This is a genomic window from Providencia alcalifaciens, assembly GCF_020271745.1.
Lineage (GTDB): Bacteria > Pseudomonadota > Gammaproteobacteria > Enterobacterales > Enterobacteriaceae > Providencia > Providencia alcalifaciens_B.
Map to the genome: position 1 here is coordinate 792136 of NZ_CP084296.1, position 15688 is coordinate 807823.

General features: G+C 41.6%; 11 protein-coding genes and 1 pseudogene. 6 read left to right on the forward strand and 6 right to left on the reverse strand.

Annotated features, from left to right (window positions below; all coding sequences use genetic code 11):
* Positions 1 to 164: 164 nt before the first annotated feature.
* The 3 genes from LDO51_RS03565 to LDO51_RS03575 form a co-directional block, all read right to left on the reverse strand.
* On the reverse strand, positions 165 to 2195 hold the full coding sequence (locus LDO51_RS03565) for a GmrSD restriction endonuclease domain-containing protein (protein ID WP_225576374.1): 2031 nt from the start codon (positions 2193 to 2195) through the stop codon (positions 165 to 167).
* Positions 2188 to 3630, reverse strand: coding sequence for a DUF262 domain-containing protein (locus LDO51_RS03570; protein WP_225576375.1), 1443 nt, complete (start codon positions 3628 to 3630; stop codon positions 2188 to 2190). Before LDO51_RS03570 ends, LDO51_RS03565 begins: the two co-directional genes overlap by 8 nt.
* A gap of 227 nt (positions 3631 to 3857) precedes the next feature.
* Positions 3858 to 4802 carry a sugar-binding transcriptional regulator gene (locus LDO51_RS03575; protein ID WP_225576376.1) on the reverse strand — a complete coding sequence of 315 codons (945 nt, stop codon included), beginning with the start codon at positions 4800 to 4802 and terminating at the stop codon, positions 3858 to 3860.
* A 175-nt stretch (positions 4803 to 4977) separates the two neighbouring features.
* Here LDO51_RS03575 and dalD point away from each other — a divergent pair, with 175 nt between their 5' ends.
* From dalD to LDO51_RS03595, 4 genes and pseudogenes are all read left to right on the forward strand, one after another.
* A complete protein-coding gene (dalD, locus tag LDO51_RS03580) occupies positions 4978 to 6366 on the forward strand; it encodes a D-arabinitol 4-dehydrogenase (protein WP_225576377.1) in 1389 nt (462 codons plus the stop codon).
* 11 nt (positions 6367 to 6377) lie between these two features.
* On the forward strand, positions 6378 to 7847 hold the full coding sequence (xylB, locus tag LDO51_RS03585; RefSeq protein WP_225576378.1) for a xylulokinase: 1470 nt from the start codon (positions 6378 to 6380) through the stop codon (positions 7845 to 7847).
* An 89-nt stretch (positions 7848 to 7936) separates the two neighbouring features.
* Positions 7937 to 9226: an MFS transporter gene (locus LDO51_RS03590; protein WP_225576379.1), complete on the forward strand. Its 1290-nt coding sequence runs from the start codon at positions 7937 to 7939 to the stop codon at positions 9224 to 9226.
* Between the two features lie 97 nt (positions 9227 to 9323).
* Positions 9324 to 9503 (forward strand): annotated as a pseudogene (locus LDO51_RS03595) (IS1 family transposase); the annotation flags it as partial.
* A 188-nt stretch (positions 9504 to 9691) separates the two neighbouring features.
* Here the strand turns inward: LDO51_RS03595 and groL are convergent.
* The 3 genes from groL to LDO51_RS03610 form a co-directional block, all read right to left on the reverse strand.
* Positions 9692 to 11335: a chaperonin GroEL gene (gene groL / locus LDO51_RS03600; protein ID WP_225576380.1), complete on the reverse strand. Its 1644-nt coding sequence runs from the start codon at positions 11333 to 11335 to the stop codon at positions 9692 to 9694.
* A gap of 53 nt (positions 11336 to 11388) precedes the next feature.
* Positions 11389 to 11679 (reverse strand): co-chaperone GroES, encoded by a 291-nt coding sequence (locus LDO51_RS03605; RefSeq protein WP_225576381.1) that lies wholly within the window; start codon positions 11677 to 11679, stop codon positions 11389 to 11391.
* A 158-nt stretch (positions 11680 to 11837) separates the two neighbouring features.
* Positions 11838 to 12380: an FxsA family protein gene (locus LDO51_RS03610; protein ID WP_225576382.1), complete on the reverse strand. Its 543-nt coding sequence runs from the start codon at positions 12378 to 12380 to the stop codon at positions 11838 to 11840.
* A gap of 402 nt (positions 12381 to 12782) precedes the next feature.
* On the opposite strand from LDO51_RS03610, the gene aspA reads away from it, so the two are divergent.
* Together aspA and LDO51_RS03620 are read left to right on the forward strand one after the other, a co-directional pair.
* Positions 12783 to 14207 carry an aspartate ammonia-lyase gene (gene aspA, locus LDO51_RS03615; RefSeq protein WP_225576383.1) on the forward strand — a complete coding sequence of 475 codons (1425 nt, stop codon included), beginning with the start codon at positions 12783 to 12785 and terminating at the stop codon, positions 14205 to 14207.
* A 140-nt stretch (positions 14208 to 14347) separates the two neighbouring features.
* Entirely contained in the window at positions 14348 to 15670 is a 1323-nt protein-coding gene (locus tag LDO51_RS03620; protein WP_225576384.1) for an anaerobic C4-dicarboxylate transporter, read from the forward strand.
* The last annotated feature ends 18 nt before the right edge of the window (positions 15671 to 15688 follow it).

Consider the following 15688-nt stretch of genomic DNA (forward strand, 5'->3'; position numbering starts at 1 on the left):
GTGATGTTCTTTACTTATTTAAACTATTTTTTACCTTGGATTAAATATAACCCGATGAGTCACCTTAACGCAAAAATAAGTCATGGACCCCATAAATACAAAAAATAAAATCATTTATTTTATTAGTGATAGGCCCCATTTCTTAGTCTTTCTACTACCTAAAATCAATCATCTGCATACTTTACCTTAGAGTCAGCAATGAGTACCGCCAGCATCGCCTTCTCATGCACTGCAATTTCAATCTCTGTCCACTTCTGTGCCCGGTCCATTAACTTAATCATTTCATACAGTTTAAGTGTATCAATGCGTTTAGCGTCAATAGCAGCCTGAAAATGGTCGCGTTTAGCTGTTGGCTGTAAATTGCTTAACTTTGAGTTTTTACTGTGACTAATTAAGCACAAATTACCAAAACGGTGTAATTCATGTTCAGCAAGATTACGATGTCCATCTATCGGGTGTTGGGGATAAAAGTGCTCAACTGAGCTTCTGAACGTAAACTCAAACTGAGTAATCACCTCTTTTTCTTTTTTCTGTACTCCATCACACCAAAGTAAATAATCTAGATAATTAAATACTAAATTATTCTTAATCATCCCATACTTAAGTAATTTCATGATGCTGGTGTCATTTGAATCCAACTCACTGTAATTAAAATTATTATAAATTAATTTATAATAATCAGTATCCTCAGTGCTTAAAATACCACCGTATACGAACTGGCGAGCTAAACGTTCTAATTTCTGTAAATATAAGCGAGCCGTAATTTTATCCATTTCGAATAAATGGAATAACGCACCATTTAACCAATGCTTGTACACTAATGTCGGTGTTGAAACATGCAGCGCACTTAATAACATTAAAATTTGGCGGTTAATTCCATCAAAACCATCTTCACAATCCTGATCTTGGCTATCATCAAACGTATTTATGTAACTTTGACTACTAGGATTATAAAAATGCAGCTTTTTCAAGCTCCATTTATCCTTACCATCACTATATTCACGCTTAATAACGTATTGGTCGAATAAGTATTTGCATTTCAATAATGCAAATACAAAATCATGTACAGCTTGAACCTTATTATTCGCGTTATCTTTTAAATAGCTGTCAAATTGCTCTAACAAACGCTTATCGTCTAAAGCAATATTTTTTTTTGTTAAAATCCGCAGAACATGCAGTAAAAAATTGGAGAAATTAATCACGCTATTAAAGCGCTCTGACCCAACACTCGTATCATTATTAGGTAATGATTGATGTGGTTTCACAAGTATCTCATTCAGCGTCAAAGCGATATTGTTATCGTCTTCAGTGCTTTTAATACCTAAACTCGAGGCTAACTCAGTGTAATTTTTGGGTATGAACTGCCCCCAATCATCCTTGCCAAATATACAGTGTCGTTCATCTGGGCTAAAACCATACTGAACATAACGCTCCATGTTTGCCGTTGAATCCCACACTTTACTCAGTATTTTCTTACTTTGCTCGCATTCCTTTGAGTCATTAATGTCATTTAAAATCGACATCAACCTTGCTTTAACAACTTCGTGTTTTTCAAGTTGTTCACCTCGATTATTCATTACTTCAAAATAATGATTTAAATCAGTATGTTTTGGTACTGAAACACGGGCAATTTCTACCTTATTAAAAAGGTAGTCACAGAAACTTTCTAACTTACCATCAAGGCTTTCAAGCCCCTTTTTAATTAACGTATAGCCATTAATCACATCTTGGTTGTACTCATCAGTTCTTAGGTGCTCTAAAGCCACGCCTTGTATTATGCTATCAAACGTATTTGACGACTTAGGCCGACTTTCAAAATTCAAGTTGAGCGCTTTATACCAGCTCATATCAACTGCGGATTCACTTGTAGAAAATAACCGTTTGAGTGCAAAAGTGAGCAATGTCAGGGTTGTGAATCGCTGTTGACCATCAATAACTTCAAAACGGCCATCGTCACGCTCAAATACCACTAATGTGCCAATATAGTATGTCTGCTCGGGTTTATGCTCTTGATAATCTAAAACATCTTGTATCAGCTGATTTATTTCCCCCTCGCCCCACGCATAATTGCGTTGATACATAGGGATCAAATAACAGCTTTCATCACTTAAAAGTGCTTTAACTTTATAGCTCTGTATTTGATTGTTTGCTCTCCCATTACGGCTATGGGATCCCGCTGTTATAACATTACTCATAGTATTTCATTTCCTTAAACAGCTCGGTAATTTTATTCAGCTTAGTTCCTTTACAATCAGATGCTTTGAGCGTTGCTAAAGGCCAATTTAAAACATCACTTGGCTGTACCGCCAATTTTATCCGCTCGAACACATTATGCGTAAGTGCATGCTTATCCATGCGTTCTATGACCATCACTTGCATTTGCAATCGGCAGCTATATGCCCAGATAAACAATTTCTCAATAGCTTGCGATAACATATGCTCACCAAATTTATCGAAGTAAAAGATCACGGCACAATCAAATAGAGTTCGAGCATAACCGTCACCAGTACGGGTGCGAGAGGGGTAAGTGTTGAGGGTATGTAAAATTTTACAAGCGAGCGGCTCTAAACAATGCCCCCCGATGCGAATAGAAAGCTTAGACTCTTTACTTTCATTACTATACTCACAGCTGACTATCTCTGTAATTTTATGTTGGTAATGGCTCGTCATTTCAAAAAAACGTCTGCCATTGATAATCATCTGGTCAAGATGAAAAGGGAAATGCATATGTTGATGGTCAATGTGGCGCTGATAATGCCCGTTATAATTGTCAACGAAATGATGGGCAATGCGAAGTGACTCAACATAAGGATAGAGCCCAACCTTATCAAGGTTTACACCTTTGAATAATCCAACTTGCGATTTACTAAAATACTGTGCTGATTTACCTTGTGCCCAATTACGAATACGGAATAAATAGTTAGCAAATAATTGTACTAGCTGCTTACTCTCTAAACTTTCCCAGTGACTCACTGAATCGGCTTTTAAATCAGATTCACGTTGAGAAAATTCCCGTAAATGAAACGCTTTGAGTAAATCATGAGGTTCGAGATCTCGGCCTCTTGCATTTTGAGAATCAAAAAACTGAAATGCTTCAGATACATCATCAAGCACAAAAGTCACAACTTCACAGCGTTCTAATAGAAATGCAATATCTGATTCAGTGAAATCACTTCGTGCAACTGCACGTTTTGCTGCCATAAAATTCTGATGCAAATTCCGCTTTGAAATATCACTATTAAATTTCTGGCGTTGTAAAAACTGATCAATAGGCTCTTCGAGAGCGCCCAGCATCTCTTTTACATCCACCCTTTTTAGGTCAGACAAGCGTTCTTCTAGCAGCGCTTTAACGAGTAATACCAGCGTTAATGTGCGCTGCTGACCATCAACAATATCGAGTATTTCTTGAGTATTTTTAACATGCTTATCTAAATTATCTTTTGGACGTGCATGAAACACGATAGAGCCAAGGCGGTAGGCTGGCTTATCTCGATAGACTTTCAAGTCATTGAGTAAATCAGCTAAGTTTGCTTGTGACCATTTATAAGGCCGTTGGTAATCAGGAATCGAGAGATTAGGCAAAGATAAAAGTGTCTTTACCTGTATAACTTGTTTATCAATACTATTCATAGCCGTTATTCTGTATCGTGAGCAACAAAAAAGCCTGTAAACTATAAGCTTACAGGCTTTTTTAGGAAGCAGTAGCGTTTAGACTACATGATACATTATGCCGCCCATAGAAACTTAATAAATTGATTTAAATGATATTTAAAATATTAAAAATTATTATACCCTTTTAAATACCCTATACATTCAAGGAGCATATCTAAAAAGCGGTCGTGTATTCAATATAGAGATCATCGCAATAATTGATGGGCTGTCGCTTCATCGGTCACGAGTCCGGTGACCCAGCTACCATTTAATACCGCTTGGATAGCTTGGGTTTTATGGGCGCCACCTGCAAAAGCAATTACTGGCTTGCTTGGTGAGGTGAACAGAGGAACGCTTGTGTGAGTTTCATCTAACGCTGTCGATAGCCGCTCGCCATTGGCTTGAATAAAATGGCCTAATAGTTCAGCCGCAACGCCTTTTTCCAGCAACATTTCCAGTTGCTCATCAGTGACAAAACCTTCTGAATTTAATGGGCAACCTTTGCCCACCTCACCAATACCAATAAATGTAATATCTGCGTTCAGGGCTTTTTCCGTAACTTCTTTATAGACGCGGTGCTGACACCACATAGCCTTATCTTCTGGGCTATCAGCGTACAGTGGTGCAGGTAAAATATAGTGGCGACATTGCAGTTTTTCTGCAAAGCGTAGGGGAATGTCATATCGAGTTGCCGAACTGTCACGGGCGATAGCACCAATTAATGACACACATTGATGCTGCGGGGTTTCTAAATAAGGTAGGGCATCAATAATACTACGCAATGTCCGGCCAGAGCCAATACCAATAACTTGGGGTTTATCCGGCTCGATTAACTGCGCCATTAATTCGGTACCTGCCACAGAAATCATATCCAGCGTTGAGTCGGTATCCAGCTGACCCGATGGGACAACAACACAATGGCTTAACTGATATTTTTGCTGGATTTCATTGGCTAACCGTAAACACTCGGTAATTGGGTGAGTGATTTGAACATGGACCATACCTTGTTCTTTTGCCAGTGAAATCAGGCGTTGTGCGACTTGCCGCGATAGGCCCAGTTCATGAGCGATTTCTTGTTGAGTTTTACCCGCCACAAAATATAACCACGCCGCACGTGCGGCTTGTTCCATTTTTTTTAATTCTTTCTGCATGGACGCTCTCCTGCTTTTTTACTTATTGTAATTCTGGGCAATTGCTTATTAAAAGGGAAAAAGTCAATATCGTGAGCAGTATCGCAGTAATTCCGCTCAAATTGAAACTAAAATATAACAAATGGGCATATGCCCAAAAAAATAGCTAATATTTAATTTTAGGTAAGGAGTCACAATGCTAAAGCAGAAATCAGTGTGGATGCACATCGGTGCTGGGTCATTTCATCGTGCTCACCAAGCGTGGTATTTACACCGCCTGTGTCAACAAGGGGATGACAGTTGGTCAATTGCATTAGGTAACATTCGTAATGATGCCAATGCATTGCTAGATAACTTAGCTAAACAAAATGGTGAATACACACTTGAAACCGTTTCGCCAGAAGGGGAGCGCCAGTACGAAAAAATCACATCGGTGCGTAAAGTATTACATTGGGATGAAAATTTAAGCCAATTAGTTGAACAGGGTTGTGAACCAGCCACTCGTGTGATTGCTTTTACTGTCACGGAAGCGGGGTATTATTTAACGCCTCAGCACCAATTAGATGCTGAGCAGCCGGATATTAAAGCTGATTTAGCCGGTGAAATGTGCACGATTTATGGTGCTTTAACGCAAATTTTACGTGCACGTTTAGCGGCTCATGGTGAACCGGTGACCTTGTTAAATTGTGATAATTTACGTCATAACGGTGAGCGCTTTAGACACGGCTTTTTATCTTTCTTAGAGTTAAAAGGTGAAAAAGAGTTATATCAGTGGGTGAAAGAACATACCCGCTCACCGAATACCATGGTGGATAGGATCACACCTCGGCCAACACCAGATGTGGCTGAACGTGTAAAACAGCATACAGGTTGGGATGATAAAGCACCGGTCATGGGGGAAGCATTCATTCAGTGGGTGATTGAAGATGACTTCATTAATGGGCGCCCTGCATTAGAAAATGTAGGTGTTGAGATGGTGGAGTCAGTTTTACCATGGGAAGAGGCTAAAATTCGTATTCTGAATGCGAGCCACAGCTGTATTGCTTGGGCTGGCACCTTGATTGGCTTGAATTTTATTGATGACAGCACCCGCGAGTCTGCAATCAAGCAGATGGCATGGAATTATGTCACACAAGATGTGATCCCTTCGTTATCACCAAGTCCGTTAGATTTAGCACAGTACCGTGATGTGGTCTTGGATCGCTTTAGTAACCCTTACATTAAAGACACCAACCAACGAGTTGCCGCTGATGGGTTATCTAAAATCCCCGGGTTTATCACACCGACCCTGCAAGAATGTTACCAACGCAATCAAATTCCAGCGGCCACTGCGGTGTTGCCAGCTTTATTCTTCGTGTTTTTACAGCGCTGGGCACAGGGCAAATTACCCTATGAGTACCAAGATGGGGTGTTGGATGTCGAATACTATCAGTCGCTAATGAACGCGAGTGATGCGTTGGCACAATTTGTGTCGAGTGAAATGTTATTTGGTTCACTGGCAAACTCAACGCAATTTCATGAACTTATGCAAAAAACAGTGGCAGATGTTGAACGTTGGCTACAATCACCACAACAGCCTCTGTAAGGAGAAAGGCCATGTATCTTGGAATTGACCTCGGCACGTCAGAACTCAAGGCGGTTCTCATTAATGCGCAGGGTGAGATAGTTGCCTCAAGCCATATGGCCTTGACTGTGCAAAGGCCACATCCTCAATGGGCAGAGCAATCACCAGATAGCTGGTGGGAGGCGACCAATGCGGTTGCAGCAACATTGCGTCAAAAAGCCCCTGAAGCATGGGCAGCGGTGAAAGGGATTGGTTTATCAGGGCAAATGCATGGTGCAGTACTGCTTGATGAGCAAAACCAAGTGCTGCGTGACTGCATTTTATGGAATGACACCCGTAGCGCCAAAGAATGCGAATGGCTGATGGAAAAACACCCTGAGTTTTTAACCATCGGAGCCAACCTTGTGATGCCAGGTTTTACTGCCCCGAAATTATTGTGGGTAGAGCGCCATGAGCCTGAAATTTTTGCAAAAGTGGCTAAGGTATTGCTGCCAAAAGACTATTTGCGCTGGAAAATGACAGAGTTATTTATCAGTGAAATGTCTGATGCTTCGGGCACATTATGGCTAGATGTCGCTAAACGCGATTGGTCAGATGAATTATTATCCGCGACAAATTTAACTCGTGAACAGATGCCTCGTTTAGTGGAAGGCGCAGAAAAAAGCGGGGTATTACGTGCCGATCTTGCATCCCAATGGGGGTTAAGTGCCGACGTAATTATTGCCGGTGGTGGGGGTGATAATGCGGCTTCTGCTGTCGGTGTTGGGGCGGTTAATGAAGGTGATGCCCTGATTTCCCTAGGAACATCCGGTGTTATTTTTGTGGTTAATAACCAACTACAAGCAGCACCTCACCAAGGTGTTCACGCCTTTGCTCATGCGTTGCCTAACCGTTGGCATCAAATGAGTGTGATGCTAAGTGCTGCGAACTGTCTGCGTTGGCTCTGCCAGTTACTGTCTACCACCGAAAACCAACTGATGGACGAAGTTGGCCAATTGACTGAACAGCAAAAAAAACAAGCACCTGTATTTCTACCCTATCTTTCGGGGGAACGGACACCACATAACGACCCTTATGCCATGGGATCATTTTTTGCATTAAAAAATGAAACAACCCGAGCACAGTTAGGTTATGCCGTCATTGAAGGTGTGACTTTTGCGCTGGCGGATGGCATGCATGTACTTAAACAAACGGGAACGCAGGTGAGTTGTTGTAGTTTAACAGGAGGCGGTGCGCGTAGTCCTGTTTGGGCACAACTTATCGCGGATGTGATTGATATACCGATAGTGACTCACCCAGCCAGTTCTTCTGGCGCACTCGGCGCAGCGCGTTTAGCGTGGCTGGCAAATGGTGGGGACATAGAAACGGTGTGCCAAAAACCAGATGTATTAGACACCTATTCACCACAAAAACAGCACCAAAATTGGTTGAATCAACGGCTTGATGTATTCCGTTTATTATATCAACAGCAAAAACAAGCAAGAGAATTACTGCCACAGTAAGTCAGTATGGCGGTGTTTCCCTACTCGCCGCCATCACTGTTATCTCGCGTAATTGATTAAAATAACAAAATAACAATGAGGAAACTGCAATGGAACAGAAGCAGTATTGGCTTGGTTTACCTAAGCATTTGTTCTGGGGGTTCATCGCCATCGCTATTTTTATGAGTGGCGACGGATTTGAAATGGCTTTTTTATCAAAACATATTACTGATTTAGGCTTTACACCTGCCCAATCCGCGATGGTATTTACGGTATACGGTTTAATGGCGGCTTTGGCGGCGTGGGCATCTGGCGTGGTGGCGGAAATTATTACACCATTAAAAGCCATGATGATTGGTTTTATCTTATGGATTATCATGCATGCCTTATTTATGGCGTTTGGTCTCGGCATGAAAAGCTACAGTATGATGCTGTTATTCTATGGTATCCGTGGGCTGGCTTATCCATTGTTTATTTATTCCTTCATGATGATGCTGGTACAGGTGATTCCTCGAGCTCATTTGGCCGCGGCAACAGGCTGGTTCTGGGCAATGTACTCGGTAGGTATTGGTGTCATCGGCAGCTATCTACCAAGCTTTTCTATCCCAATGATGGGAGAGACGGGCACATTATGGATGGCAATTGGTTGGGTTGCACTTGGCGGAGCCATTGCTTATTTTAGCCTACGTAACATCCCTGTTGATCGCTCTAAAGTCAATTTACCGATGAAAGATAAAATGGCCGAATTATCACGGGCTGCCACCATTTTATTTACTAACAAAGACATCTTTATGGCGAGTTTAATTCGCATTATCAACACTATTTCGTTGTTTGGTTTTGCGATTATCATGCCATTATTGTTTGTTGATCGATTAGGCTTTACGATTTCAGAATGGCTACAAATTTGGGCGGTGTTCTTCTTTGTGACTATCTTTACCAATATTTTTTGGGGCATTGTTGGCGAGCACATTGGCTGGGTTCGCCAAGTTCGCTGGTTTGGTTGCCTTGGTATGGCGATATCTAGCCTGATGTTCTATTACTTACCGGTTTACTTTGGCCATAACTTTGCGGTTGCCTTGATACCCGCGATTTTACTGGGGATCTTTGTGGCGGCTTTCGTACCGATGACCGCGGTTTTCCCAAGTATTGAACCTCACCATAAAGGTGCAGCGGTTTCAATTTATAATCTGTCTGCGGGATTAAGTAATTTCGCGGCTCCTGCTATCGCAAGTCTAGTTTTACCCTTCTTTGATATTGTGGGAGTTGTGTGGGCATACACGGGGTTATATATTTTTGCAGGTGTCCTGACCTTCTTTATTAAGGTGCCACAACCAGGTTTTGAAAATAATCGCAAAATCAAAACCGAGAAGGCAATAACGAAACCGCAAATTAGCAATTAAGTCATTTTACTTGTGCTGGTGATTTATCTGAACCCCGTCGATATTATTCTATCTACGGGGTTTTCTCATATTAAGTGTAAATAACTGCGTTGAGGTATTACCCAAACAAAAACACGTAACTAGTAAGTTTTATACACAACGAATAGAAAGAGAGAATTTAAACTTAAGAAATCGCTTAAAGCGTCTTAACCGTAAGACGTTAGGTTATTCGAAGTCACCTGAAATGCATGACAAAATCATCGGCACATTCATAGAGCATGAACACTACCTATTGTGATGATCTCTATATTGAATACACGACCCTAAAAACAAGTTACACTTAAAAAGATGCCCCTACCTATAACCTCTAAAATATAAGAAATTATGGAACAGTATTAGACATCACAGGACTATAAGTAAACAAAAAGCCTGTAAACTATAAGCTTACAGGCTTTTTTAGGAAGCAGTAGCGTTTAGACTACATGATTACATCATGCCGCCCATTCCGCCCATGCCACCCATACCAGCTGCGCCTAAATCAGGAGCATCCTGTTTTGGCATGTCAGTAATCATCGCTTCAGTCGTGATCATCAGACCCGCGATTGATGCTGCAAATTGCAGAGCAGAACGCGTTACTTTAGTTGGGTCCAGAATACCCATTTCGATCATATCGCCATAAGTATCTGTCGCTGCGTTGTAACCGTCGTTGCCAGTTGCTGCTTTAACGTTGTTAACAACAACAGAGGCTTCTTCACCTGCGTTAGTGACGATTTGACGCATTGGCGCTTCCATCGCACGCAGAGCAACACGGATACCTACGTTTTGTTCTTCGTTATCGCCTTTCAGTGTTTCCAGTTTAGCCGCAACGCGAACTAACGCAGTACCACCACCAGCAACAACACCTTCTTCAACCGCTGCACGAGTTGCGTGCAGAGCATCATCAACGCGAGCACGTTTTTCTTTCATTTCAACTTCAGTTGCTGCGCCCACTTTAATTACCGCAACACCGCCAGCTAATTTCGCTACGCGCTCTTGCAGTTTTTCACGGTCATAATCAGAAGAAGACTCTTCGATTTGCTGACGGATTTGAGTCACACGACCCGCGATTGCAGCTTCGTCACCGATACCATCGATGATGATAGTGGTGTCTTTGTTGATAACGATACGTTTAGCTTGACCTAAATCTTCTAACGTTGCTTTTTCCAGCTCCATACCGATCTCTTCAGAGATAACAGTACCATTAGTCAGGATAGCGATATCTTGCAGCATTGCTTTACGACGGTCACCGAAACCAGGTGCTTTAACCGCAGCCACTTTCACGATACCACGCATGGTGTTCACAACTAATGTTGCTAGTGCTTCGCCTTCAACATCTTCAGCGATGATAAGCAGAGGTTTGTTTGCTTTAGCAACGCCTTCTAATACTGGAAGTAATTCACGAATGTTAGACACTTTTTTGTCGACTAACAGGATGAATGGGTTTTCCAGTTCAACAACGCCAGTTTCTGGTTTGTTGATGAAGTAAGGAGATAAATAACCGCGGTCAAACTGCATACCTTCAACCACGTCTAATTCGTCTTCCAGACCAGTACCTTCTTCAACGGTGATAACGCCTTCTTTACCGACTTTCTCCATTGCTTCTGCAATTAATTTACCAACAGTTTCGTCGGAGTTTGCAGAAATAGTACCAACCTGTGCGATTGATTTAGTATCTGAACATGGAACGGACAGCGTTTTCAGTTCTTCAACTGCAGCAACGACTGCTTTATCGATACCACGTTTCAGATCCATTGGGTTCATGCCAGCAGCAACTGCTTTCAGACCTTCAGTGATAATTGCTTGAGCTAAAACGGTAGCGGTTGTTGTACCGTCACCCGCTGCATCGTTAGCTTTAGAAGCAACTTCTTTCACCATTTGTGCACCCATGTTTTCGAATTTGTCTTCTAATTCGATTTCACGAGCAACAGAAACACCATCTTTAGTGATAACTGGTGATCCAAAAGATTTGTCTAAAACAACGTTACGACCTTTAGGGCCTAAAGTTACTTTAACTGCATCAGCAAGAACATTGACACCACGAAGCATTTTTGTACGAGCGTCATTACCAAATCTAACGTCTTTAGCTGCCATTATCTCTTTCCTTTAAATTCTTTTCGTTTGATGAAAGTTTTAAGTGAAAATTCTTATTCAACGATTGCTAAGATGTCGCTCTCGGACATGATTAACACTTCTTCGTTGTCGATTTTTTCAGCTTTTACGCCATAACCGTCGTTAAAAATTACGATATCGCCAACTTTCACATCCAGCGCTTTAATGTCGCCATTTTCAAGGATGCGGCCTTGGCCCACAGCGATAACTTCACCACGAGTTGATTTGCCCGCAGCACTGCCAGTTAACACGATACCACCAGCAGATTTAGATTCGATTTCTTTACGTTTAACGATAACACGGTCATGCAATGGACGAATTTTCATTAATAGTTCTCCTACAAATAAAGTCCATACGGGTAAAAGGTCGATACCAAGGTGATCTTCACCAGTACCATGATTCAGGAGATTGGGATGAATAACTAAGACTTCAAGGGGTGGGAGATAAATTTTTTTATTATTTATCTCCCTACAGAACAAAGGAATTAAGGTTTAGGCGGGTTATCTTGGTTGGAATCTGAAGATTTATCGTCAGGAACACGATGGCTTTCACCATCAATAGTTCTTTCACGATCAATAGTATAAGAAGGGTCATCTTGCTTGCGTTGGTACTCACCTTCAAAGGTATTGCCATTTTGATAGCCACCACCTTGAAAACCACTTCCAGGTTGGTAAAACTTGATATGCGGGATTAAGCGCATCACAAATAATTTTTGTACTGGTGGTAGTAATAAAAGAAGTCCAATAAAATCAGTGAAGAATCCGGGAACAATAAGTAAAAATCCTGCTAACACTAACGCCACACTTTTAATCATTTCAGCGGCAGGACTTTCACCACTCATTAATTTTTGTTGTATTTGCATGACATTTTTCATCCCTTGGTTCTTCACAAGTGAAACCCCTAAACAGGATGTGAGCACCACTAAAATCAATGTCATCAATACACCAATTTCAGCCGCAACTCGGACAAAAATGACCGACTCTATATATACCAAAACACATATCAGAATTAGTGGTAACCAGCGCACAAGTACTCCTTTATATCAATAAGCTACTGCATTTTTCGGGGTTAAATGAAAACCTTTGTGAACTATCTCTAAGAGACTACTATTCATATTCGCTTTTTTCATTAGTATAGCCATAATAATTGGGTCTCTGATCGTGATTTTCAACTCATGGACTAAGATCATTAGCATGGCTTATCTGTGATTTAAATCACACAATATAAATTCTATTGCACTAATCAATCCATAAAATGATCTAGGTTCAAGGTATGGGGTGATAAAGGGCATATGATCACCCCATAAATCAGTAGAACATAGTACTGATAAAGGAGTAATAGGTGGTAATCACCTAGAAGTTTAGTTTTAGGATATATTTTTAAAAGCGCATAAACGGACAGTAACTGTAATCTAATTAAGAAGGTTCTCATGTCAAACAATACTCGTATCGAAGAAGACCTGTTAGGTAAAAAAGAAGTTCCAGCTGATGCCTATTATGGTGTTCATACCCTGCGTGCGATTGAAAACTTTTATATCAGCGACCGCACCATTAACGATGTCCCAGAATTTATTCGCGGCATGGTAATGGTAAAAAAAGCAGCCGCTCTAGCTAACAAAGAACTGCACACTATTCCTCGTAATATCGCAGATACCATCATCAAAGCGTGTGACGTTGTTTTGAATGAAGGCAAATGCATGGATCAGTTCCCAGTTGACGTATTCCAAGGTGGTGCGGGCACATCACTGAACATGAATACCAACGAAGTTCTGGCAAACATCGGTCTTGAACTGATGGGTCATAAAAAAGGTGAATATGAATTCTTAAACCCAAATGACCATCTGAACAAAAGCCAATCTACCAACGATGCATACCCTACCGGTTTCCGTATCGCGGTTTATAACTCTGTTCTGAAATTAATCGATTCTGTTACTTACCTGAAAAAAGGTTTTGAAAGCAAAGCAGAAGAGTACAAAGACATCCTGAAAATGGGTCGTACTCAATTACAAGACGCAGTACCAATGACTGTTGGTCAGGAATTCCATGCTTTCGCAACTCTTCTTAAAGAAGAAGAGAAAAATCTGAAACGTAGCATCGATTTACTGCTCGAAGTTAACCTAGGCGCAACTGCTATCGGTACTGGCCTGAACACAGCCCCTGGTTACCAAGAACTGGCGGTTAAAAAATTAGCTGAAGTCACAGGTTTAGCATGTGTACCATCAGAAGACTTAATCGAAGCAACGTCTGACTGTGGTGCTTACATCACTGTTCACGCTAGCCTGAAACGTTTAGCCGTTAAACTGTCTAAAATCTGTAACGACTTACGTTTACTTTCCTCTGGTCCTCGTGCGGCACTGAAAGAAATTAACCTGCCAGAATTACAAGCAGGTTCTTCTATCATGCCAGCAAAAGTTAACCCAGTAATCCCTGAAGTTGTTAACCAAGCATGCTTCAAAGTTATGGGTAACGACATCTGCGTAACGATGGCTGCTGAAGCAGGTCAATTACAATTAAACGTAATGGAACCAGCAATTGGTCAAGCGATGTTCGAATCCATTTCTCTGATGAGCAATGCATGCCGCAACTTAGTAGAAAAATGCGTTAACGGCATTACTGTTAACAAAGAAATCTGCGAAGCGTTTGTATTCAACTCTATCGGTATCGTAACTTACCTGAACCCATTCATCGGTCACCACAACGGTGATATCGTGGGTAAAATCTGTGCTGAAACAGGTAAGAGCGTACGTGAAGTTGTCCTAGAACGTGGACTACTGACCGAAGCGCAACTGGATGATATCTTCTCTGTTGAGAACCTAAAACATCCAGAATATAAAGCAAAAAGATTTGACGACTAATTATTTATGTTTAGCATAAATAATTCTTAAGAATAAGGGCACGACTTTCCACCGGATAGCGTGCCTTTTTTCATGAATACACACACAAATAATTAACATAACAGTTTCATAATTTTCATTTTTGTCGAGGAGTAAACATTATGTTAGCCGTAGAATTTATCATTGTTCTGCTGGCCATTTTTTTAGGGGCCCGTCTTGGAGGGATAGGTATCGGTTTTGCCGGTGGCCTTGGTGTTCTGGTACTCGCTGCAATTGGCGTGAAACCGGGAACCATTCCTTTTGACGTAATCTCTATTATCATGGCTGTTATTGCCGCCATCTCTGCAATGCAAATTGCCGGTGGTCTGGATTACTTGGTTGCTCAAACAGAAAAATTACTGCGTCGCAATCCCAAATACATCACTATCCTTGCCCCTATCGTGACCTATTTCCTGACTCTGTTCGCAGGTACAGGTAATATCTCATTAGCAACTCTGCCAGTTATCGCAGAAGTGGCGAAAGAACAAGGCGTGAAACCATGTCGCCCACTGTCTACGGCGGTTGTTGCAGCTCAGATTGGTATTACAGCATCGCCAATTTCTGCGGCGGTTGTTTACATGGCATCTGTCATGGAAAACCCAGCAATGGTTGGCGCAGGTAACACCGTTAGCTATATCACGCTGTTAGGTATTTTATTACCAGCAACTTTCTTAGCTATCATCCTGATGTCTTTCATTGTCTCTTGGACATTTAACTCTAAGCTGTCTGATGACCCAATCTACCAAAAACGTTTAGCTGAAGGCTTAGTTGAACTGCGCGGTAGCCAAGTTAAAGAGATCAAACCAGGTGCTAAAGCGTCTGTTCTGCTGTTCTTATTCGGCGTTGTTGGGGTAGTTTGCTACGCAATTATCAACAGCCCAAGTTTAGGCATTGTGGCAACCCCACTGATGAACACCACTAACGCTATCCTGATTATCATGCTGACTGTGGCAACGTTAATCACTGTACTGTGCCGTGTAAACACTGATGCAATCCTGAACTCAAGTACCTTCAAAGCAGGTATGAGCGCATGTATTTGTATCTTAGGTGTTGCATGGTTAGGTGATACTTTCGTACAGCACAACATTGATTGGATCAAAGAAACTGCGGGTGACTTAATCCACGAACACTCATGGATGTTAGCAGTTATCTTCTTCTTCTGTTCTGCGCTTCTGTACTCTCAAGCAGCAACAGCGAAAGCGTTGATGCCTATGGCACTGGCACTGAACGTTAGCCCATTAACCGCTATCGCTTCATTCTCAGCAGTATCTGGTCTGTTCATTCTGCCTACTTACCCAACTCTGGTTGCGGCGGTACAAATGGATGACACTGGTACAACTCGCATCGGTAAATTCGTCTTTAACCACCCATTCTTTATTCCGGGTACCATCGCTGTGGCATTGGCCGTTACCTTCGGCTTCCTATTCGGCGGTATGATCCTGTAGTCATCAATGCAATGACTT